Annotated in this window: 22 protein-coding genes, 1 pseudogene and 1 riboswitch; of the genes and pseudogenes, 2 read left to right on the top strand and 21 right to left on the bottom strand. The window is 37.7% G+C overall.

The window, feature by feature from the left end; translation table 11 throughout:
- The first annotated feature begins 485 nt into the window (after positions 1-485).
- Complete coding sequence (locus ACG72T_RS06935; RefSeq protein ID WP_395265454.1) at positions 486-1,136, top strand: hemolysin III family protein; 651 nt, start codon at positions 486-488, stop codon at positions 1,134-1,136.
- On the opposite strand, the gene ACG72T_RS06930 is transcribed toward ACG72T_RS06935, so the two are convergent.
- The 19 genes from ACG72T_RS06930 to ACG72T_RS06840 form a co-directional block, all read right to left on the bottom strand.
- Positions 1,133-1,621 (bottom strand): dihydrofolate reductase, encoded by a 489-nt coding sequence (locus tag ACG72T_RS06930; RefSeq protein WP_395265453.1) that lies wholly within the window; start codon positions 1,619-1,621, stop codon positions 1,133-1,135. The two genes, ACG72T_RS06935 and ACG72T_RS06930, sit on opposite strands and share 4 nt — an antisense overlap.
- 10 nt (positions 1,622-1,631) lie before the next feature.
- The gene (locus ACG72T_RS06925) at positions 1,632-2,582 is read right to left on the bottom strand and encodes a thymidylate synthase (protein WP_395265452.1); all 951 of its coding nucleotides are present in this window, start codon (positions 2,580-2,582) and stop codon (positions 1,632-1,634) included.
- 9 nt (positions 2,583-2,591) lie between these two features.
- Complete coding sequence (locus ACG72T_RS06920) at positions 2,592-4,496, bottom strand: ABC-F family ATP-binding cassette domain-containing protein (protein WP_395265451.1); 1,905 nt, start codon at positions 4,494-4,496, stop codon at positions 2,592-2,594.
- 84 nt (positions 4,497-4,580) lie between these two features.
- Positions 4,581-4,751: a hypothetical protein gene (locus ACG72T_RS06915; protein ID WP_395265450.1), complete on the bottom strand. Its 171-nt coding sequence runs from the start codon at positions 4,749-4,751 to the stop codon at positions 4,581-4,583.
- A gap of 70 nt (positions 4,752-4,821) precedes the next feature.
- A complete protein-coding gene (locus ACG72T_RS06910) occupies positions 4,822-5,286 on the bottom strand; it encodes a hypothetical protein (RefSeq protein WP_395265449.1) in 465 nt (154 codons plus the stop codon).
- Positions 5,287-5,339: 53 nt separating this feature from the next.
- A complete protein-coding gene (locus ACG72T_RS06905) occupies positions 5,340-6,542 on the bottom strand; it encodes a CCA tRNA nucleotidyltransferase (protein WP_395265448.1) in 1,203 nt (400 codons plus the stop codon).
- Between the two features lie 546 nt (positions 6,543-7,088).
- Positions 7,089-8,507: a Na+/H+ antiporter NhaC gene (gene nhaC, locus ACG72T_RS06900; RefSeq protein ID WP_395265447.1), complete on the bottom strand. Its 1,419-nt coding sequence runs from the start codon at positions 8,505-8,507 to the stop codon at positions 7,089-7,091.
- A gap of 487 nt (positions 8,508-8,994) precedes the next feature.
- Positions 8,995-10,248 (bottom strand): tetratricopeptide repeat protein, encoded by a 1,254-nt coding sequence (locus tag ACG72T_RS06895; protein ID WP_395265446.1) that lies wholly within the window; start codon positions 10,246-10,248, stop codon positions 8,995-8,997.
- 72 nt (positions 10,249-10,320) lie between these two features.
- Positions 10,321-10,596, bottom strand: a complete 276-nt coding sequence (locus tag ACG72T_RS06890; protein ID WP_057739444.1) for an HU family DNA-binding protein — start codon at positions 10,594-10,596, stop codon at positions 10,321-10,323.
- A 185-nt stretch (positions 10,597-10,781) separates the two neighbouring features.
- Positions 10,782-12,095 (bottom strand): ribosome biogenesis GTPase Der, encoded by a 1,314-nt coding sequence (gene der / locus ACG72T_RS06885; RefSeq protein WP_395265445.1) that lies wholly within the window; start codon positions 12,093-12,095, stop codon positions 10,782-10,784.
- Positions 12,096-12,106: 11 nt separating this feature from the next.
- Positions 12,107-12,766 carry a (d)CMP kinase gene (gene cmk / locus ACG72T_RS06880; RefSeq protein WP_395265444.1) on the bottom strand — a complete coding sequence of 220 codons (660 nt, stop codon included), beginning with the start codon at positions 12,764-12,766 and terminating at the stop codon, positions 12,107-12,109.
- Between the two features lie 61 nt (positions 12,767-12,827).
- The gene (locus ACG72T_RS06875) at positions 12,828-13,919 is read right to left on the bottom strand and encodes a LysM peptidoglycan-binding domain-containing protein (RefSeq protein WP_395265443.1); all 1,092 of its coding nucleotides are present in this window, start codon (positions 13,917-13,919) and stop codon (positions 12,828-12,830) included.
- 82 nt (positions 13,920-14,001) lie between these two features.
- Positions 14,002-14,553: an ECF transporter S component gene (locus ACG72T_RS06870; RefSeq protein ID WP_395265442.1), complete on the bottom strand. Its 552-nt coding sequence runs from the start codon at positions 14,551-14,553 to the stop codon at positions 14,002-14,004.
- Between the two features lie 70 nt (positions 14,554-14,623).
- Positions 14,624-14,744, bottom strand: a riboswitch (FMN riboswitch).
- Positions 14,745-14,841: 97 nt separating this feature from the next.
- Entirely contained in the window at positions 14,842-15,564 is a 723-nt protein-coding gene (locus ACG72T_RS06865) for a pseudouridine synthase (RefSeq protein ID WP_395265441.1), read from the bottom strand.
- Positions 15,551-16,096 carry an SMC-Scp complex subunit ScpB gene (scpB, locus tag ACG72T_RS06860; RefSeq protein WP_395265440.1) on the bottom strand — a complete coding sequence of 182 codons (546 nt, stop codon included), beginning with the start codon at positions 16,094-16,096 and terminating at the stop codon, positions 15,551-15,553. Before scpB ends, ACG72T_RS06865 begins: the two co-directional genes overlap by 14 nt.
- Before the next feature lie 2 nt (positions 16,097-16,098).
- On the bottom strand, positions 16,099-16,824 hold the full coding sequence (locus ACG72T_RS06855; protein WP_395265439.1) for a segregation and condensation protein A: 726 nt from the start codon (positions 16,822-16,824) through the stop codon (positions 16,099-16,101).
- A complete protein-coding gene (locus tag ACG72T_RS06850; protein ID WP_395265438.1) occupies positions 16,824-17,210 on the bottom strand; it encodes a RibT protein in 387 nt (128 codons plus the stop codon). Before ACG72T_RS06850 ends, ACG72T_RS06855 begins: the two co-directional genes overlap by 1 nt.
- Before the next feature lie 10 nt (positions 17,211-17,220).
- Entirely contained in the window at positions 17,221-18,141 is a 921-nt protein-coding gene (gene xerD, locus ACG72T_RS06845) for a site-specific tyrosine recombinase XerD (RefSeq protein WP_395265437.1), read from the bottom strand.
- A gap of 11 nt (positions 18,142-18,152) precedes the next feature.
- Positions 18,153-19,022, bottom strand: a complete 870-nt coding sequence (locus tag ACG72T_RS06840) for a S1 RNA-binding domain-containing protein (RefSeq protein ID WP_395265436.1) — start codon at positions 19,020-19,022, stop codon at positions 18,153-18,155.
- Positions 19,023-19,252: 230 nt separating this feature from the next.
- Here ACG72T_RS06840 and ACG72T_RS06835 point away from each other — a divergent pair, with 230 nt between their 5' ends.
- A complete protein-coding gene (locus ACG72T_RS06835; RefSeq protein ID WP_395265435.1) occupies positions 19,253-20,374 on the top strand; it encodes an NAD(P)-dependent alcohol dehydrogenase in 1,122 nt (373 codons plus the stop codon).
- Positions 20,375-20,720: 346 nt separating this feature from the next.
- On the opposite strand, the gene ACG72T_RS06830 is transcribed toward ACG72T_RS06835, so the two are convergent.
- Together ACG72T_RS06830 and ACG72T_RS06825 are read right to left on the bottom strand one after the other, a co-directional pair.
- Entirely contained in the window at positions 20,721-21,185 is a 465-nt protein-coding gene (locus ACG72T_RS06830; protein WP_395265612.1) for a hypothetical protein, read from the bottom strand.
- A gap of 3 nt (positions 21,186-21,188) precedes the next feature.
- Positions 21,189-21,533, bottom strand: a pseudogene (locus ACG72T_RS06825) (DUF4931 domain-containing protein); the annotation flags it as partial.
- Positions 21,534-21,588: the final 55 nt, after the last annotated feature.

The following is a 21,588-nucleotide window of genomic DNA, read 5'->3' as shown; positions in this document are numbered from 1 at the left end:
ATAACAATAATATAGCGATTTTAAAAAAACTCTTTTACATCAAGGCATACAGCCATTACTTTTTTTGACGACATAAGTTTCATTAAATAAATAATAACCCATGATCCAAATGATTGTGGGTTTCATCACTAGACTTTATTTTATCATTTATTATTCAGGTTGTTTACTGATTTTTTTATAACGTTTAACAAACACTCACGATATTACACACTGGGTCATTCTCAATAAAGCCAATTATTTTTTGCGATTATCTATATATTAAAAATCTTGCGATACAATAACGGCATAAAGAACGTTAATTTAGACCAAAGGAGCTCTAGTAGGTATGAACTAGAGTTTTTTTGCTGCCAACAGCAACTTGAGGCTGGCCCTACATAAGATGATTAACTGTCACAGGTATAAGGAATTATATAAGAATGTTATTGTATGAAGGGTCAAGAGTTGTTTATAATAATATTATTACCAAAAAATTGGAGTTGTCCTACATGTCAAACAAACATAATTTTTCACGCGCCTATATAATCACTGACCAAGTATTCAGCGCAGTGACTCACGGAATTGGGATTATCTTAGCTATTATTGGAGCAATTTTCCTATTGATCAAAGGCTTTCATCAAGGTAATGCCTTGAATATCACGGCTTATTTCATCTATGCCTTCACGCTGTTTTTCTTATACTTGAGTTCAACTTTGTTTCATTCGTTGTACTTCACCAAAGCAAAAGGTGTTTTTCAAATTTTTGATCACAGTTCCATCTTCTTGATGATTGCCGGAACATACACACCTTATTGCTTGGTAGCTTTGCATTCAGCCTTTGGTTACAGTATCTTAGCCTTTATCTGGGTGTTAGCTATCGGTGGGATTTTGTATAAGATCTTTAATGTAGGCCGCTTCAAATATTTTGAAACTTTGCTGTACGTATTGATGGGATGGGCCATCATCATCGCTATGAAGCCCCTTTATCTGGCCATTGGAAGCACGGGAATTTGGCTATTGGTCGCTGGTGGAATCGCCTTTACGGTCGGTGCCTGCTTATATCTGATGAAAAACCTGAGATACATTCACGTAATTTGGCACATTTTCGTCATGATTGGGACAGCTTTAATGTACTTCTCAGTTTATTTTTTCGTTCATTAAATTCTTTGATAAGTTTCGAAGGTATGGGGATAGATATTCTTATCATCCACAATGCCTTCTTTTTTTTCGGTCAATTTGAATTTGCTATAGTCAATTTTAACCATTTTCACGTCACCAGTAAATTCATAGTCGATCTTAGTCAGATACAATTGGTCCACTTCGTCTGCAAATAACTTAAAAATACCCTCGCCGCCGATTACCATCACTTCTTCATCTGCGTCAACGTATTGAGAAAGTTCACGCTTATCATTTAGCAGCACGACTGATTTCGGAACTTGATAATTGGTATTACGAGAAATCACAATATTTAAACGATTTGGCAAAGGACCGTTGGGAAAACTTTCAAAAGTCTTGCGTCCCATAACGATTGGGTGACCTGTCGTCAAATTTTTAAAATGTTTCATATCATCAGGCAACTTCCAAGGTAGATGTCCATTACTGCCAATCAGATGATTCTTATCTTCTGCCCAAACAAAACTTAACATATTATCACTCCTAGACCGCAACTGGAGCCTTAATAGCAGGCTGCGGATTATAGTCTGTTACTTTGATATCGTTAACGTCGATCTCAAAAATGCTCTTATCGCTAGTGATCTCTAGCTTAGGTCCTGCAAGAGGTTTGCGACTTAATTGAGTTTTCACTTGTTCTAAGTGATTAGAATAAATATGCGCATCACCTAACGTGTGAATGAATTCTCCGACTTCTAAGCCGGTTTCTCGAGCAATCAAGTGCGTCAAGAGAGCATAGCTGGCAATATTAAACGGTACTCCCAAAAAGAGATCGCCGCTTCTTTGATAGAGTTGACAAGATAACTTGCCGTCATTGACATAAAATTGGAACATCGTATGACATGGTGGTAAAGCCATTGTTGGGATATCTTCAGGATTCCAAGCACTGACGATCAAACGTCTTGAATCAGGATTTTGTTTGATCTGTTGTATCACGTCACCAATCTGATCAATAAAACCACCATCACGCTTTTGCCAATGGCGCCATTGAGCTCCATAAACGTCGCCTAGGTTACCAAACTTTTTGGCAAACTCGTCGTCATTAAGAATACTTTGATCGAACTTTTGCTTTTCCACTCGATAAGCTTGAGCAAATTCGTCATCGATCAAACTCCGTCTGCCAAAGTCGGTCATATCAGGTCCATGATAGTCAGAACTTTCAATATAGTTTTTAAAAGCCCACTCATCCCAAATGTGGTTCTTGTGTTCTAAGAGATATTTGATATTGGTATCTCCATGCAAAAACCACAACAATTCACTTTTAATCAAACCAAATGGAATTTTCTTAGTTGTCAGTAAAGGAAAGGATTCTTGAAGATCAAATCGCATTTGGTAACCAAAAGTACTGATCGTACCAGTCCCAGTCCGATCGTTTTTCTTATGACCGTGTTCTAAAACATAGTTTAATAAATCCAAATATTGTTGTTCGTTATGCATGATTTTCTCCTAAATGAATTGGCCGAGGTATTCCCAACGGTCCATTAATTTGTCAGATTCTGCCGTTAATTCGTCTAATTGGCGTTGATAATCCATTAACTTTTCATAATCATTCGATGAATCATTCAATTGCGTCTTCAACTCGGCCATTTGGTCGTCGATTTTTTCAATCTTTGGTTCAAGCTTGTCAAATTCAATTTGTTCCGCATAGGTTAATTTTTTCTTCGGTTCAGCTTGTGTTTGCTCTTCAACCTTTTGTTTTACTTCTTCATGTTTTTGCGTCTTGATTTCGTGATGTTTGGCTTGCTTAGCAGCGGTCTGTTTTTCCAGATAACCAGTATAAGAGTCATAGCTCTCCTCAATATCGCCCTGGCCTTCAAAGATCAACAGCTTATCGGCAACTTTATCTAAGAAATACCGATCATGAGAAACTGCTAGGACCGTACCCTTGAAACTCTCTAAATAATTTTCCAAAATCGTCAAGGTTTCAATATCGAGGTTGTTCGTTGGTTCATCTAGCAACAAGACATTCGGTTGGTCCATCAAAATTGCCAAGAGATATAGACGGCGTTTTTCTCCACCAGAAAGTTCGCGAATGAAAGCTCCTTGCATCTGATGGTCAAATTTGAAAGTATCTAACATTTGCGAAGCTGACATGTGCATTCCATCGTTATTCTTGACCCCTTGACCGATCGATTCCAAATATCTGATAACCCGTTTATCAGGGTCCATATCACGTGTATGCTGAGTATAATATCCCAAATGAACAGTTTGACCAGTCTTGATCTCACCAGAATCTAGTGGCAATTGATCTGCCAGTGTATTTAAAAAGGTCGTCTTTCCTGAACCGTTTGAACCGGTGATACCGATGCGGTCACCACGTGAAACTAAATAGTTAAAGTCGTTTAAAATTACATGATTTTCAAATTTCAGACTGGCATCTTTGATATCGAAGACATCATTTCCCAAACGTTGTTGAGCAATATCGATCGACATCTCTTTTTGAACTTCCGGCTTATTTTGCAAGTCTTCCTTTAGATCATTAAATCGGTCTTTTCTGGCCTGCTGTTTCGTTCCTCGAGCTTTAACTCCCGCCCGCATCCAATTCAATTCTTGCTTATAGAGTTGTGTCTTATGATGCTGCTCTGACGCATAGATTTCTTCGTTTGCGGCTTTTTGTTGGAGGTATTTCTCGTAATTTCCATCATATTCAGTCACGTTACGATTTTCAATTTCAAAAATTCTAGTGGCAACTTCATTCAAGAAGTAACGGTCATGGGTCACGAACAGAACTGAGCCTTTATACTTGCTGAGGTAATTTTGTAACCAATCGATTGCTTCATAATCCAAATGGTTAGTCGGTTCGTCTAAGATCAATAGATCCGCTTCAGAGATCAAAGTTTGGGCGAGCGCCACTCGTCTCTGTTGACCACCTGACAACTCGCCGATCAGTTTATCTAATTCAGTGATTCCCAACTTATTGAGGATCGCTTTGACATCTGATTCCAATTGCCATGCTTCAGCCGCATTCATTTTTTCTTGCAACTTAAAGAATTCATTTTGAATCGTTTGGTCAGTTGAATTAGCGTTGAATTTCGCTAATGAATTTTCATATTGGCGGACCAATTGAAATTTTTCACCACTACCATTGAAGACAGCATCGATGACAGATGAATTGTCGTCCAAATCAGGCTGCTGTTTCAAATATGAGATCTTATAATCTTTAGGTTTCTCGACATTGATCGTATTCAAATCGCTATTGTTGACGATCCCATCTAAGAGCGTTGTTTTACCAGTTCCATTCAGTCCTAGCAAACCGATCCGGTCGCCTTCGTTGATAGTAAAAGTCACGTCAGTAAAAAGAGTTCTTTCGCCAAATGATTTTGATGCATTTGAGATGTTTAAGGTTTTCAATTATTTCACCACTATAAATAAAAAATTCCTCTACCCACGCAGATAGAGGTCAGTCTTTCTTGTCTGTTCTATTATCACATTGTCTTAATATTCTTTCAACTGGTCGCGCCTATAATACCACTGTTTTTCTCCACCGAATCGCACCAGAATTTTATTATTAATTTCATCATAAAATACAACTGATCCCATTTTATTTTTCATGGTATCGTCTTCATCGATGATCGAAACTATCGATCCTATCTTCAAATTGCCCATTTTGCCCTCTCTCAAGAAAATACGGGATTTTAGTCAACTTTTATCAACTAACATCCCGTATTTTTTATTATTAAAGTTCTGTTTTATAAATGTCGTAAACAGTATTATCTGGATCAATTGAAATATAAAGGTTACCAGTCTTGCTTGAAATTGCTGAAGATTGATAAGCATTATCCAATCCTTCGACATCCTTTTGTTTGAATGGGAAGTAAATTTGCATTGGTTCTTTATCTTGATCATCCTCAAAAACAATATCGCATTTTTCAATATCTTGATACTTGATAATACGATTGAACATACCATCTGCCATAGCGGCTGTGGAAACATCAGTATCCTTAATGTAATCAGCGTCAGGTAAAATTTCAATTCTAAAACGCTTACATGGATGAATTTCTTGCATCCGTCCACCATTGATTCTGCCATAACTTGTTGTAACACGAGCGATCCAAATATCTCTCATCTCACTGTGACTAACGGTCCAAGTATCGTCATTTCTAAAATAGAATTTCAGTTCCTTAAAAACGTGTTTTGTCATATTACCACCCTTTCAAATCCTAAAATACTTACTGATTTCATAATACCACAGCATTATTGAATACTTAACAAATAATGTCTTAAATCATCAAAATTATTGGAAACGTTTCCTTCCACGACAGCACGCTCTATTTGCGACATCGACTTACCGATAATTGGACCAGGTTTAACCTCTAATATTTCACAAACTTCTTTTCCAGAAATTGCCAAATCGCGATTCGTTTTGATAGAAATATTATTTACTTCTGCTTTCAAACTGGCGTAGTCGAATTCGATCAAAAACATCTGACACAACGAAATCGTCCGGCTTAAATTATCGACCCCTAATTTATAAATATTCCAGAGATCATAATCTTGATTTTCAAAGAGGTGCATCAGATTCAAGGTATTCAAACTAGCCTCGCGAGTTTTATTGGAAACCTTCCAATCCCGCAATAATTTATTGAATTCACTATGATTCAAGTTCAAAACATAGCCAATCGCGCTCCAGACTGCATCCTCATCAAAAAAACTTTGTCCTTTGATATCGAGTAATTCTTCTAAATCAATGCGTTTATTAGTAAAGTCAGGACAGTATTCACTCAAGCCCAGATCTAAGAAATTACTGAAGCCCTTTTGCCAGGAAGAACTGAGCATCAGCTTAACAAATTCCTCGCGAATTCTTTCCACGGCAATTTTTTCTAGTAAAGGTGCATGATCGAACACGGCTTGAGCAGTCTGAGGTTCAATCGTAAAATCTAATTGTGCTTGGAAACGAACGGCCCGCATCATTCTTAAGGCATCTTCATGAAAACGTTCCTCAGCCTTACCGACGGCTCTAATAACATGCTGGTCTAAATCTTCTAAACCATTGAACTTGTCGATAACAACCCCATTACGGTCAACCGCGAGGGCATTGATCGTAAAATCACGTCGCTTCAAATCATCGGCTAAGGAGCGGACAAAGGTTACTTTATCAGGACGGCGGTAGTCTTGATAACCTGATTCAGTTCTGAAAGTGGTGATCTCATATGAGTCATCCCCCATCAAGACAGTAACGGTCCCGTGTTGAATACCTGTATCAACTGTTCTTCTAAAAATTTCTTTGATTTCTTTTGGATAGGCACTGGTAGCAATATCGACATCATGGATCGGTAAACCTAAAATGTGATCTCGAACACTTCCTCCGACAAAATAAGCCTCAAAACCGGCTTGTTCAATTTTTTCTAATACTGGCAGTGCCTCTACGAAATCGGCAGGAAGTTGTTTAAGTTGCATATCTTTACCTCACATTTAAAAAATAAAAGTCTCGTATTTTATTATATACCAACTCGACAACTTCTTCGAAATCTACTGGTTTTTCTGGATAATAATAAATTAATTTCAACATTTTGTTGCATTATTATAACTATTTACTCTAAGTCAGTATACGATTTAGTAAAAATAGCTATAATGGAATCAACAAGGGATGTGAAAATATATCAGAAGAGAAGGCTTTACAAAAAATTCAGGGGTTCTGATATTGGATAAATATGATAGACATTATTCTTTTAATCACACTTATTTGCGTTTGGGTCGGGGCTATCTGTAGCATTAATTGGTTGCTTTTTGGAGGATTGCTCTTTCACTCCGTAGTTTTCTTAATCCGCCTTGTTGGTGGTAAAGATAAAAATTAATTTCGAAATTATTCCGCAACCATTGTCAAAATTTCTTTTTGCACAACTAATAATATTCATTTCAAGCAAGATAAAGCTTCATTGCCAAAAAAAGCTGCCGATTCGATTACAGAATCAGCAGCTTTTTTCTTTGAAATTTAGAAAGCAATCACTTTTGCAGCTTCAACCCATCCAGCGCAATCGAGTCTGACATCGAATTCAGATTGTATCTCTTTCCAAAAGCGAAGCCGTAAATGACTATCAACAAAGGATTGATCCAGACGTAGAAGGCGCATGAGATGAAGACGATTGGACTTACACCCAAGACGCTGGAAATAAAGATTCCCGTTACGCCCCAAGGTACTAAGGCATTGATATCGGCACCACCACTTGCCAGAACACGTGACAAGTACTCAGGGTTTAAATTCTGTTTAACGAAATTGTCTTTAAAAGTGGCACCAGGAAGAATGATTGAAATGTATTGTTCACCTACTAAAAAGTTAACGCCGATGGCACTGAGCATTGATAATAGAATTAATTTACCAGGCGTATTGACTTGTTGATTCATTTTACCGATCAAATTATTGACGATTCCCATTTTGAGTAAGATTCCTCCTAAAGCCAATGCTACCAAAATCAGGGAAATACTACTCAACATGCTAGTTATTCCTCCGCCACTGACCATGGCGTTAATTTGTTTATCAGCTGACTTCAATTGGAAACCGTTCATTATTTGATTGCTGACATCAGTCAGTTTAGGATGATTAATCACGACATGCATAACGATGGCACTGACAGAACCTGCCAATAAAGTTGGGATTGCAGGTACTTGCAGTCCGGCACAGACGATCAAAATAGCGATTGGAATCAACATTAATGGTGAAACGAAGAAGTTAGTCTCTAAAGCGTTGATAATATGATGAACTGAAGCAAGATCAGGGTTAGCAGTCGTGTGACCAACGATCAAAAAGATTATCGAAGTGATGATAGCGGCAGGAACCGCAGTGTGGGCAATCGTTTTGATATGATCAAAGACATTGTCTACTCCAGCTATCCCAGTAGCTAAATTAGTTGTGCCTGAAAGTGGTGACATATTGTTACCGAACAAAGCTCCTGAGACGATTGAACCAGCCGTCAAAGCGATATTGATGCCCATCACATGACCGATACCCATAAAGACGATACCCAAGGTACTGATGGTTGTAAACGAGCTCCCGACAATCACCCCAACGAGACAACAACTAACAAAGACAGTAAAGAGGAAAAATCTGACATTCAAAATTTTTAATCCATAAACCATAATTGTCGGAATAACACCAGACATCGTCCAAGCAGCGACTAAAACTCCAATCATAATAAAAATGATCATCGGAATAATACCTGGTTTTATACCTTCAGTGATCCCCGCTTGCAGCTGATTCCAGGTAAAGCCGCGTAAGCGTCCGTAGAACAACAAAATCGTAAAAGCTAATAAAATTGGAATCTGGGGTGTCATCTTGAATCCGATCATCATCGTTGCTAACAGGCCAAACATTATGACCATAATAATTAAACTTTCTTTAAACGTTAACTTAATTTCTTTTTTCATCCTATTCACCCTGTCTTCCTAAAAAATGAGTATCGTTTGATACAGCTTGATTTTTATTGGCAGTTCCAATAGGGACGATAGAGATAATTACGTTTAACTTGTTTGACCTCAGTTTCTGATAAGACTTGGCTAAACTTTGCTTGCAATTGAAGTTTTTCGATGAATTTCATAACATTCCTCCTTCTATTTGCCCATAGAGTAAAAAAATAGCGCCCCTGCAATTTAATGCAGGGACGCTATTTGGCGCGGTACCACCCAAAATTCAAATGGACTATTGATCCATTTGCTCTTTACTCCTGAAACGTAGGACACGTGATTTTAACTTTGTATTTCATCACAATACCCTGCATGGCTCACACCGACCGCCAATTCTCTGAACACTCAGATATCTGATTACTTATTTTAAAGCCAAAATCAATTTATGTAAGCAATCATAACAGATATATTAGATTATGCAAGTAGTAAATCACATTAAATTAGATTAATTTTAATTTTCATTCAATTGATCTAGTAAATCTTGCATCTGTTCATTATCTGGATCTTGTTTCAAATAAAGCGTTACAGCCGATTTCAATATTGCCTTGTTACCAGTACTACGTAAAATTTCAATCAAATCCGATAAGTAATCTAGGTTAGTTTTGTACTCATCTAGAACTAACAAAATATTCTCTTGGGCCGATTCGACGTCATCTGTTTCGAATTGCGACTTAGCCAAGTTCCAAGTTAATTTCGGATTATTGGAAACATCCCGACCGTTTAAGAGGTCTAAATTAGCTTTGTACTGTCCTTTGGTTAAGTAGTAATCACTCAATTTGATGATCAAAGGCATTGGATTTTCAACCTTTTGAATGCCTGTCTCAAGAATTTTAATCGCAGCACTAGGATCTTCTGAGGTTCCCGCTTCAAAGGCAATCTGATACAAACGGTCATCCAATTCATTCAAATTCAAGCCTAACTGAGCATATTTAAAGGCATCAGAGTTTTTCTTAATATTCAAATAGTCTTCCGCCAAAATCGGATAAGCCGTTGGATAATCACGATTCGAATCCAGCAATCCCTCCAAAATTGAGATCGACTTGTTATAATTTTTCACTTGATTGTACAAGAAGCCCAATTGAAATTGAGCGTCTTCATTCAGTTCGAGTGCGTTCAATTTTTCATATTCACTGATAGCTGCTTCATACTGACCATCACCAGCCAAGGAACTAGCTTTACGAAAGATGAGGGAAATTCCGGAGTAATTTTTGATTCCCATATCTAGTAACATATCGTAATACGTCAAAGCCTTGCTAAATTTGTTCTCGTCGAAATAAACTTCTGCCAAAGCAAATTTGAATACTTCTTCATCAGGAAATTCCCGAATACCAGTCAAAAGCTTCTGTTCGCTGACCTCGTATAATCCTTGTGCCTGATAGATGTCGGCAGAAACCAAGAGGTTTTCGGCATAAGCAGGCGAATCCGGGGTGATTTGAGAAATATAATCCAATGCTTGGTCGCTATTACCATCAGAAACGGCAATTTCCGCCAATCTTGAGAGGATTTGTCCTTCAGTTGGGTAAATATTCAAAAGATGCTCATAAATCGTTTTAGCTTGAACTGAGAGGCCTCTGCTCATCAAAGTTTCAGCTAAAGAAAATTGAGTTTGTTCATCGTCTTCTGCCAACGATGCTTGAATCAAGCGGTCAACTGACGAAAAATCTCCATCGTCAATTCTTTCAATTACTTCATCTGCTTTACTCAAATTAATACCTCCGTTATTTTGCAAAATAAAAAAGACGGTCCTTCGACCGCCCCCAAGATAGCTAAAAATTAACTATTTAACTGAATCCTTCAAAGCCTTACCTGGTTTGAATGCAGGTACTTTGCTAGCAGGGATCTTAATTTCTTCGCCAGTTTGTGGGTTGCGACCCTTACGAGCAGCACGTTGACGAACTTCGAAGTTACCAAAGCCAATTAATTGAACCTTGTTACCTTCTGATAAATTATCTTGGATAGTTTCGAAAACAGCATCAACAGCAGAAGTTGCATCCTTCTTTGTCAAACCTGTCTTACTTGCTACACTATCAATAAGTTCAGCTTTATTTGCCATATGTGAATACCTCCGGAAAATGTAAAATATTTAGAACACATGAACTATTATTAATGCGTTCATTATTCTATTTACAAAAATACCATAGCAATGCCGATGTGACAAGCATTTACCGTTGATTTTAGGATAAATCTTTATTTTTATTAAGATTTTAATAAAAACGGCTAAAATACTATCATCATGGCCTATTTTCGCTTTCTTGGTAAAATTTTAATTGGCGTACCTTCAAAGTCAAAAGTTTCTCGTAGTTGGTTCTTCAAGAAACGTTCATATGAGAAATGCAACAATTCAGTTTCATTTACAAAGACGACAAAAGTTGGTGGTTGAATGGCTACTTGCGTCATGTAATAGATCCGCAATCTCTTTCCGTTAACTAAAGGTGTTGGTGCAATTGAAGTTGCACGCAATAACAAGTCATTCAATACAGATGATTGAATTCGACGATCACGGTTAGCATAGACCCGTGAGACAAGTTCTGGAATCTGATCTAGTCTTTGATTCTTCGTTGCTGAAGTGAACAGAATTGGTGCATAAGACAAGTATTGGAACTCGGCTCTAATTTGGTTTTCAAAGTCCTTCATGGTATTGGTATCTTTTTTCAAAGTATCCCACTTGTTAACCACGATAATAACACCTTTACCGGCATTATGAGCATAACCAGCCACTCGCTTGTCTTGTTCACGAATCCCTTCTTCAGCATTCAAAACAACACATACGACATCCGACTTATCGATCGCACTTAAAGCCCGTAAGACGGAATACTTTTCGGTATTTTCGTAAACCTTACCACGTTTTCTAATTCCGGCCGTATCGATCATGGTAAAGTCTTGATCTAACTTTTCATCATGATACTTAGTGTCAATCGCATCCCGCGTCGTTCCTTGCATATCAGAAACAATTACTCGTTGGTCACCCAAAATAGCGTTGACAAGTGATGACTTACCAACATTGGGACGACCAATGAAACTGAATTTAACAGTATCATCTTCTTCAGCTTTGTCATCATTGGGGAATGCCTTGACAACAGCATCCAACAGATCACCTAAGCCAGTACCTTGAGCACCAGAAATAGGATTGGGATCGCCAAAGCCTAAAGTATAGAAGTCATAAATATTTTGACGTTGTTCAGGATTATCAGCCTTATTAACGGCCAAAATCACTGGCTTATTAGTCCGATAAAGAATCTTAGCAACATCTTCATCTTCTTTAGTAACGCCGTTTTGACCATTGGTGATAAAGACGATAACATCAGCTTCATCAATCGCAATTTCGGCTTGGTTCTTGATTTGAACTGACATTTTTTCGCCGCTCATTTCAATACCACCGGTATCGATTAAACGGAATTCTTTTCCGAGCCAACTAGCCCGAGAATAAATTCGGTCTCTAGTAACTCCGGGTGTATCTTCAACAATCGATAATCTTTCATTAATGATTCGATTGAAAATTGTAGATTTTCCAACATTGGGGCGTCCTACTAACGCAACAACTGGTACAGACATATTGTACCTCCCTACTTATGTTCGTTAACTATCTCAATTACGCGATTGACAACTTGTTCGATGGTCATATCGGAAGTATCGACCTCGATAGCATCGCTAGCTTTTTTCAGTGGTGAAATAGCGCGATGTGAATCTTTATAATCTCTAGCTGCAATCTCATCTTGGAGCTCTTTTAGAGGCGTTTTAATCCCTCGTTCTTGATTCTCTTTAAACCGTCTCTGTGCACGGACCTCAACACTGGCAATCAAGAAAATCTTGACTTGTGCATCTGGTAGTACAGTTGTACCGATATCTCTTCCATCCATTACAATACTGACATCGTCAGCCATTTGTCGCTGCATTTTAACTAATTCCGTTCTCACTTCTTTAATAGCTGAGACTTGAGAAACATTATTGGTTATCTCTTCGGTTCTAATTGCATCTGAGACATCTTCGTCATCCAATAAAACGTGTTGACCATCCGCTTGGTTAAGAAAATGGATCTTATGCTCCGACATTAATTTCAAAATATTGAGAGTATCACCATAACCCACATTATGCTTTTTTGCAAGCAAAGTTACTGTCCGATACATTGCACCCGTATCACAGTAGACGAAGTTTAGTTTTTTTGCGATTAATTTAGCGATTGTACTTTTGCCAGCAGATGCTGGACCATCGATTGCGATTTGCATTAATTTCTCTCCTTAAGAAAAGGGCCCAGACAATAACGTCAAGGACCCTAGACAAATTTGCTTATTTAACTCGTAAAGTAGTACCTGGTGTCAAAGTTCCAACATTTGGATTCATGCTCTTCAATCCAGCAGTTGTCAAATTATTGTTATAAGCGATTCTAAACCAGTTATCACCTGCTTTGACAGTGTAATACGAAGCAGTTGAACTGCTTGAATCAGTTGAATTAGTTGTATTCGTATTGTCAGAAGCTTGTTGGTTAGTTTGCTCTTGAGAACTGGAATTGGAATTGGAGTTAGAACTATTTTGATCTGTTGTTGTTTGACCACTATTAGTATTGTCAGAAGCAGTACTATCTGAAGCAGTTGAATTACTGTTAGAATCAGACGCACTATTTGAACTCTTTGTACCAGTAGAATCAGACTGCTTTGTACTTGAAGTAGTTGACTTCTTAGCAGTAGATTTCTTGGTAGTCGATTTCTTCTTCGTAGTCTTCTTAGTCGACTTGTCTTTACTTTCGACTGACTTAGTTGACTGAGTACTGTCTAAGGCACCACTACTACTACCTTTAACGGCATTAATAACCACCGGTGTGAACATGATCACGATCAAAGCAATCACTAAAGTAACCACTAAAGTATGGTTGCCTCGTTGTTTTTCCTTTGAAACTTTTCGAGAAACATGACCTGCTTCATCAGTGTCAGAGTCAAAACTCTTTTCCCAAGGTTTGACATCGTCATCGGCTTTATTTTCAGATTGATCCTTTGACTCAGCGACATTTTCCTCGACTGATTGAGAATCACTCGTATCTTCTGAATCATCAGTATCTTGTTCTGGTTCTGGTGTTACTGGTGGTGTAGGGACAAATGTAACATTATCGGTTTTGTCGTCAGCATCATTTTGTTTTTCTTTTGATTCATTCAAATGATCGTTGTTCTCTTCAGATTGAAGATGATCAGCTGAAGCGGTTGCTGATTCAGAAGCTGTCTCATTAGAAGTTTGAGTATCAGATACGGCATCATTACCTGCATCCTCTCCCGAATCAATTAGATGATACTTTTTCAAATCCTCAAGACTGACAGATCCTTCCAGTCCCTGAGTAGATTTAGGAACACGTGAATCGCCAGACATATTGTTTTTATCATTATCGGCCATTAGAAACCAACCTCCTAATTTCTATCCCTTAAAGCATATCATAAAAGTTTAAAATTTTTCTTTAAAGATTTATAAAATTTCCCTATTTAACAGCAAAATGCCCTTTTAATCTAGGATAGACGATCATTACCGCCGCAGAAATGATCAAAGCCTTAATGATATTGAATGGTACAACCCCGGTTGCCACGTACATTGGCAAGCTCATATTCAGTTTCATACCAACTACTCCCATATATAAAGGCATGATAACTAAATAATTAAGCACTGACATAATAACGGTCATCGAGAGTGTGCCAAAGACAACGGCCGAAGTCTTTTTATTCTTTTGCCAAAAATGATTGAACGGTATCAACAAAGCCACTGAACCAACGAAGGCCGCTGTGTTACCAATCAATCCAGCCACGCCGCTGCCGGTTACTAAGACGTGAACCATTGACTTGATCAAAGCAATCAATATTCCTCCGACTGGTCCATAGGCGAACGTTCCAATAACTGTAACGACATCACTTAGATCGACCTTTAAAAATGGCATCCATATCAGGATTGGAAATTCAAAGAACATCAAAATCGTTCCCAATGCTGCAAAAATCGATACCCCAATTATTGATTGAAACTTATACGTACTCTTTCCCATTAAAATCAACCTCTCTCAATTGATTTTCAAAGAAAAAAGGCCTATTTTGGGCACACCAAAACAGACCTTACTCTGTTTTCTTCCATCTAGACTCTAACTATCGGTATTGGAATCGCACCAATTCAACCAACTTGCGTTGGGTCGCGGACTGTACCGCCGGTCGGGAATTACACCCTGCCCTGAAAACCAATTTATTAAATTTTATAAGCTTATAATAGCAAACCCCATGCAGTAGTGCAACTGAAGCGTTGTTATAGATATAATTCTATTTAGTTATAAGAATATATATTAATCGTTTTTCTTCAATTCTGCTACTTCTTGGCGACTCAAATCACGATATTTACCCGATACTAAGCCCTCAAGAGTCAAGAAAGAATAACTCTCCCGAGCCAATTTTTCAACTTTGTGGCCCACGGCATCAAACATATTCTTAACTTGATGATTGTGACCCTCATGAATCGTAATCTTCACGATTGAAGAATTCTTCTTTTTATCCTTGGACATCACTTTGACTTTACTCTTAGAAGTCGTATAGCCTTGCAGTTTTAGACCATTTTCCAACTTTCTGATCTCTTCGGTTGTTAAGACACCTTCAATCTTAGCCACATAAGTCTTATCGACGTGGTATCTGGGGTGCATCAAGTGGTTAGCAAATTCGCCATCATTGGTCAATAACAATAAACCAGAGGTGTCGTAGTCCAATCTACCAATTGGATAAACTCGTTCTCTAACGTCATCTTCCAAAAGGTCAGTGACGACTTTACGACCTTTGTCATCTTTCACTGCGGAGATAACTCCTCGAGGCTTGTACATCAAGATGTAACGTTTCTTTTCCTCTTGTAAGGGCATGCCATCGACTTCGATCTTATCACGGTGATCTACCTTGATGCCCATTTCTGTGACGACTTTGTCATTTACTTTAACGTGACCTTTAGCGATCAACTCTTCTGATTTACGACGTGAAGCCACACCTGCTTCCGCCATAAATTTTTGTAATCTAATTTTGTCCATAAATATCTCCTGTATCTGAAACATCCTCAAATTTTTCTATCTTAGGTAACTCTTTGATACTTTTAATACCAAAATAATCGAAAAATTCATCCGTCACCACGTATAAATTGGGGTGTCCGGGTACATCTTTTTTACCATGTTCTTTGATCAATTTTCTCATCAATAACGTATTCAAACTACCTGAACTTTGAACGCCACGAATCTCATCGATCTCAATTCTAGTAATTGGTTGTCGATAAGCTACGATCGAAAGTACCTCTAACGCTGCTTGACTGAGTTTTGTCCCTAAACCGGACTTGAAGTACTTGGTCAATAAGTCCGCGAATTCGTCTTTGGTAACCAATTTATATAATGAATTGTATTCCACCAACTGGATACCTGAATCTATATCAGTCAACAGTTTAACTTTCAGTTCTTCAATATTTTGCCGTAAAGCTGCACTGTCAATTTCCAACAATTGTGCTAAATCTTTTTCCTTAATTCCTTGATCGCCAGCAACGAAAAGCAAGGCAATAATTTTTGCTTGATACACGTTTAATCCCTCAATTCAATATATAACTCGCTGTTACGATCAGCTTGTTGAACTGATACTAATTGTTTCCGAGCTAATTCTAAGATGGCCATGAAGTCAGTGACGATTTCTTCAATATCGTGATTCAATTTCAATAACGCTTTAAAAGTCGTCTTCTTAGTATTTTTTAATTCGTTCATTATATTATCAGTTGCATCTTCAATCGACAACGTTTCATTTTCAATTGTTTCCATTTTAGGTTGACTATGCCGCTGTTCCCGCAACAATTCTGTATAAGTCGAAGCCAAATCATCCAAAGCTATTGAGCCCGGTTCCAAAAATTGCGCCAATTGCTTAGCTGGAATACTGACTTCTTTATCGAATTTCTGCTTTCGAGCTTGTTCTTTTTCTTCAAAGTAGGCTGCGACCTGCTTAAAGGTCTGATAAGTCAAAAGTTGCGAGACTAATTCATCTCGTGGATCTTCACTTTCCAAATCATCATCGATCTCATCAGGGGCTTGTGGCAATAGCATCTTACTCTTGATTGACATCAAAGTTGAGGCCATCACCAAATAGTCACCAGCAATATCCAGTTGTAAGACTTTCATACCTTGTAAGTAGTCGATATATTGTTGAGTGATTTGTGCGATAGGGATGTCATAGATATCAACTTTTGATTCCTTGATCAAATGCAACAACAAGTCGATAGGACCTTCAAAATCGCTTAAAACCAAATTTAATTTTTGCATTAATCTGTTTCTTTCATATCTTTTTCAAATTTTTCTTTATTCTTACGCCACTTTGCTAACTCAGTACTCAGATTAAAATTAGTCAAAATCACTAACTTAGGGAATTTGCGCTGCACATCGTCAAAAATCTTAAAGATGTTGCTTTGGGAACGATAAGATGGGCTCAAGGAAATATATTCAATGAAGACGGTCTTATCTGAAAATGATAAGGCGACGATACCCGAATAATCTTCCAAATTGCTCTTCCACAAGTAAAGCTGGCGATTCTCATCTTCAGAATACAATTGCAGCTCCTGTTCCATATTATCTAAATCTTTTAAGTCATTGATATATGACAAAAATCCCATCGCAATTTTCTTATTCTCATCACTATATTTATTTAGCATTCAAATCCTCCTAGGCTCGTGGAAATGATTCATTATAAACTTGTTTCATATGGGTTTTATTGACGTGGGTATATATTTGCGTAGTTGAAATATCGGAATGTCCTAATAACTCTTGGACGACTCGCAAATCTGCTCCATTTTCTAATAAATTAGTAGCAAATGAATGTCTCAAAGTATGCGGTGTAACATCTTTTTTGATACCTACTTGCGCAATGTATTTCTTGATCATTCGCCAAATTGATTGACGGGTCAACTTCTTACCCCGAAAATTCAAGAAAACTTCTTTTTGGGGACCATATTTAGCCACCAGTTCACCCCGAGTTTCGGAGAAATATTTCTTCAACCAGGCGATAGCAGTATCACCAATGGGAATCAGTCTTTCTTTACTACCCTTACCCAGAGTCTTAACTAATCCCAGATCCAAATGCAAGTCATCCATCGTTAGATTGACTAGTTCACTGACCCGCAAGCCAGTCGCATACATGACTTCAAAAATAGTTCGATCTCGCAAACCTAACGGAGTTGACACATCAGGCGATTCAATCAACGAATTGACTTCTTCCATTGATAAAACCACGGGCAGGTGAGTTCCTTTTTTAGGAGCATCCAATTCATTCATCGGATTGACGGCAATCTTATCGACAATTTCCATCCACTGGTAGAACTTACGTAACGATGAAAACATCCGCATTTGCGAGGTCTTGGACTTCTCTAATTTATCCTGTTCCGCAAAAAACTGTGTCACGATGAAATGATCTTCAGGATAAAACTGGATATTTTTCTTTTCTAAAAAACTGCTAAATTCTAAGAGATCCGTCTGATAAGATACAATTGTATTCTTTGACAATCCCCGATCTAAGCGCAAGTATCGAGCGTAATCGGCAATCGTATCTTTCATGACTTGATTCTTGATCGTTAATTTACCACTCATGCCAAAAACCTCTATTTAAGATAGGTGTATCCATCTTTTTGCTCAATCTTACGTTGCTTCATCAAATTACCTAAAGCACGTTTAAAACTACCCTTGCTGATACCGAAATACTCTTTGATATCATCAGGATCACTTTTATCAGTATAAGGTATCCGTTTGTCGCGTGAGTGTTCCAAAACTGCAATGATCATTTGTGCATCAGGCGTGATTTCTTCATAGGCCCGAGGTTTCATCGACAAGTTTAACCGACGATGACTTGAACCGATAACCCGAGCCTTAACGTGTTGGCCAATATGCAGTGGTTGTCCTTGTTCGTTCTTATGAATGAAAGCCATATAATAGCTGTCCGTCATAACAAAAGCTCCAGATTCACGAATAGCAATCACAGTGCCCTCTTCATCTTTATTCATCAGAGCTTTAAGGTTGCTCTCTGGACTACGGGCAATCTGTGTATAAAGCTCAATATCAGCTAATTTGCCCCATAAACGCCCCTTGTGATCGATCTCTAATTTGACCATCACATTGTCGCCCTTTTTGGGCCATTCATTATGCTCCAAAGGTAAGTCATCCAAAGAAACAACAATATCTTTATCGTCCAAACCAACGTTAACAAAGACACCCAAGTCAGTTCTGACCTCTGTCACTTCCGCAAAGTCCCAAACACCTTCAGTAACGAATGGTAAGACGGTCGTCATCTTGTTCTTGTGTGCTTGATTTTCGTAAACAAAACCTGCAACTTGATCGCCTAATTCGGGAATTTCTGTTAATTCAGTTAAATCTAAAGCAAAGGTCTTGCCGTCAATTTGTACAAAGGCCTCATCCTTATTTAGGTCAGTGACAGTACCTGCCAATACTTGACCATACATTTCTGTTATATCCATTTTTCACCATACTCTTTTGTATTTAATCAGTATATATTCTACATTATTTCGACGTTACATAAAACTTTTTTCTAGTGAATCCCAATTATTTTTTGAAATCATGGTAAATAATGACAGCCAATTTATAATAATTAGTTTATTTTAATCTTAAGATTGAATTTATTAAAAAATAGTGAAATAATTTTAAATGTAGTAAGCGTTTACACATTTAATTGAGAGAGGGATTCAATATGAAAATTAAAGCTGCTGTAGTTGATAAAGTTAATGATCCATTTGTGATCAAGGATGATGTCGAATTAGCTGATATGACCGATGATGGTTTGCAAGTTAAAGTCGTGGCTTCCGGTATTTGCCATTCCGATGAAGCTTTGCGTAAAGGTGATGCTGCCTTTAACTTCCCAGTTGTACTTGGACATGAGGGTTCAGGTATCGTTGAAAAAGTCGGTAAAAATGTCAAAAACTTTCAACCTGGTGATCACATTATTATGTCATTCTATTCATGTGGTGAGTGTGACAACTGTTTGAAAGGAAAACCTACTCAATGTCGCAAATATGCGGCTTCCAATCTTTCTGGAACTCGTCCAGATTGCTCGGACCACTTTACTGAAGATGGCCACCACGTTAGTGACATGTTCAATCAATCATCATTCACAACTCATACGGTGATCGATAAACGTAATGCTGTTAAGGTTCCTAAGGACCTTGATTTAAGGAAATTAGGACCTCTAGGCTGTGGTTACGTAACTGGTTCAGGTACTGTTTTCAATACCCTTCAACCAAAACCTGGCGATACAATTGCTGTCTTTGGTACTGGTGCCGTTGGACTTGCTGCCATGATGGCTGGTAAGATCTCTGGTTGTGTCAAAGTTATCGCTGTTGATATTATTGACTCTCGTTTGGAATTGGCTAAGAAAATGGGTGCCACAGATGTTGTCAATAGTTCTAAAGAAGATGCCGTCGAAGCTATCAAGAAAATCACTGGCGGCCTTGGTGTAGATTGGGCCGTTGATACTACTGGTGTCGCTAAAGTTATGACTGATTCAATCGCTGCTTTGACACAAGGTGGAACAACTGCTACCATCGCTGTTACTCCTAAAAATATTGAGATCAGCACTTGGAATGACCTTTGCGTTGACGATAAGAAGATTGTTGGTGTTAACATGGGTGACTCAATTCCTCAAGTTGATATCCCTCGTCTAATTGAATTCTATCAAATGGGCGTTTTCCCATTCGATCTAACTGAAAAGTTCTACGATTTCGACCAAATTAACGAAGCTGATGCTGATTCTGTCAGTGGTAAGACTATCAAACCAGTCTTGATCATTGATAAAGATTATCAACCAGAGGCTTAATAAAATTTAAAAGATGGTTCCGTTTAGACTCTTGCCTAGACTGAACCATCTTTTTTTCTTTAAAAATCAGTTTTTTGAATTACGATACCTTTTGAGGAGGTTTTCAACGTATAATATCAAGCTTTGGTTTTTAATTATTTTTTGTTTTCGTAAAACATATATGTTAACCGGAACAATTAATCTTCTTTAAAGTTTCAAAGTTACATAACATTAATTAAAACAAGTTGTGCTAAATTGATTTGTGAACATCTATTATCAGTGAAATTAAAAATTTAAAATTATACTCAGCGCCTGAACTCGAAAAAAAAAGCTTAATTATGCTTGATACATAATTAAACTTAAAAGTTTATTCTAAACTAATTTCTTTCGACTGTGCCTGCTCTTTTAAACGTTCTAACAAGGCTTTTGCGATTCCACTGACCTGCTTATCACCGTCACGTTGCGAAAGACGATAACCTACAAAATAAGGAGAAACAACGTACCGCGCAGTCAATTTACAAATAATCTTCTTTCCTTCACGATAAAAGAAAATATTATAAGAATCGAACTTACCACCGTAAAAGTCGTTCAAAATATATTTGACAGTTACTCTCGCGAACTCAGCCAAATCGGCTAGATACTTAGGATTATTGATTACAATATTAAATTCAACAAATCCCATCACTGGTTTTTCAGAGATATTGACGTTGATATGTTTATTGTCAAAGACATTCATGCCAGTAAAATTCTCCGGCTCCACGTGCTTATAACCATCGACCTTATTCAAGCCAATGATTTGGAAATGTGGATGACGCAGCGAACCGCCAGACATAGGGCCAAAATTCTTGTACATCAAAACACTAGTATATTTCTTAGTTTGAATCATGGTATTCCAACATTGATAAATATATTAAAAGACTTCACGATTTTTTTCAACTGAATAATTTGATATATCACCTTCGTGATCATGGGATTCGATCACAATTGTCTGATTAGTATCTTTCAAAGTCTTAAACTTATTTTCTAACCAAATCATATCGTTCTTTTGATCAATAATATTCGTTAAATGCTCCGTGTCGCAAAAGGGACAATAGTCAGCTTTCTTTTGAACGTCGCGGGGCTTTCCCTTTGCTTGCTCGATTTCAAAAACTAATACATCTTTATTTGACAAAGCTTTCACCTCAAAAAATTCATTATTCAAATAATAACGCAAAACACAAAAAAACTGAAAGAAA

This window comes from Companilactobacillus sp. FL22-1 (assembly GCF_043951805.1).
Lineage (GTDB): Bacteria > Bacillota > Bacilli > Lactobacillales > Lactobacillaceae > Companilactobacillus.
The sequence above is the reverse complement of the archived record's forward strand: the minus strand, read 5'-3'. Positions and strand labels throughout refer to the sequence as shown.

What these genes read in the sequence shown, in the direction of transcription:
- ACG72T_RS06850 (WP_395265438.1), bottom strand. Translation starts at nt 17,210, where the DNA reads ATGCTAAATAAATATAGTGATGAGAATAAGAAAATTGCGATGGGATTT.
- cmk (WP_395265444.1), bottom strand. Translation starts at nt 12,766, where the DNA reads ATGCAAATCGCAATCGATGGTCCAGCATCTGCTGGCAAAAGTACAATC.
- ACG72T_RS06830 (WP_395265612.1), bottom strand. Translation starts at nt 21,185, where the DNA reads ATGTCTGGCGGTTCGCTGCGTCATCCACATTTCCAAATCATTGGCTTG.
- ACG72T_RS06925 (WP_395265452.1), bottom strand. Translation starts at nt 2,582, where the DNA reads ATGCATAACGAACAACAATATTTGGATTTATTAAACTATGTTTTAGAA.
- nhaC (WP_395265447.1), bottom strand. Translation starts at nt 8,507, where the DNA reads ATGAAAAAAGAAATTAAGTTAACGTTTAAAGAAAGTTTAATTATTATG.
- ACG72T_RS06890 (WP_057739444.1), bottom strand. Translation starts at nt 10,596, where the DNA reads ATGGCAAATAAAGCTGAACTTATTGATAGTGTAGCAAGTAAGACAGGT.
- der (WP_395265445.1), bottom strand. Translation starts at nt 12,095, where the DNA reads ATGTCTGTACCAGTTGTTGCGTTAGTAGGACGCCCCAATGTTGGAAAA.
- xerD (WP_395265437.1), bottom strand. Translation starts at nt 18,141, where the DNA reads ATGAGTGGTAAATTAACGATCAAGAATCAAGTCATGAAAGATACGATT.
- ACG72T_RS06935 (WP_395265454.1), top strand. Translation starts at nt 486, where the DNA reads ATGTCAAACAAACATAATTTTTCACGCGCCTATATAATCACTGACCAA.
- ACG72T_RS06840 (WP_395265436.1), bottom strand. Translation starts at nt 19,022, where the DNA reads ATGGATATAACAGAAATGTATGGTCAAGTATTGGCAGGTACTGTCACT.
- ACG72T_RS06835 (WP_395265435.1), top strand. Translation starts at nt 19,253, where the DNA reads ATGAAAATTAAAGCTGCTGTAGTTGATAAAGTTAATGATCCATTTGTG.
- ACG72T_RS06930 (WP_395265453.1), bottom strand. Translation starts at nt 1,621, where the DNA reads ATGTTAAGTTTTGTTTGGGCAGAAGATAAGAATCATCTGATTGGCAGT.
- ACG72T_RS06910 (WP_395265449.1), bottom strand. Translation starts at nt 5,286, where the DNA reads ATGACAAAACACGTTTTTAAGGAACTGAAATTCTATTTTAGAAATGAC.
- ACG72T_RS06905 (WP_395265448.1), bottom strand. Translation starts at nt 6,542, where the DNA reads ATGCAACTTAAACAACTTCCTGCCGATTTCGTAGAGGCACTGCCAGTA.
- ACG72T_RS06870 (WP_395265442.1), bottom strand. Translation starts at nt 14,553, where the DNA reads ATGGGAAAGAGTACGTATAAGTTTCAATCAATAATTGGGGTATCGATT.
- ACG72T_RS06915 (WP_395265450.1), bottom strand. Translation starts at nt 4,751, where the DNA reads ATGGGCAATTTGAAGATAGGATCGATAGTTTCGATCATCGATGAAGAC.
- ACG72T_RS06855 (WP_395265439.1), bottom strand. Translation starts at nt 16,824, where the DNA reads ATGCAAAAATTAAATTTGGTTTTAAGCGATTTTGAAGGTCCTATCGAC.
- ACG72T_RS06875 (WP_395265443.1), bottom strand. Translation starts at nt 13,919, where the DNA reads ATGGCCGATAATGATAAAAACAATATGTCTGGCGATTCACGTGTTCCT.
- ACG72T_RS06865 (WP_395265441.1), bottom strand. Translation starts at nt 15,564, where the DNA reads ATGGACAAAATTAGATTACAAAAATTTATGGCGGAAGCAGGTGTGGCT.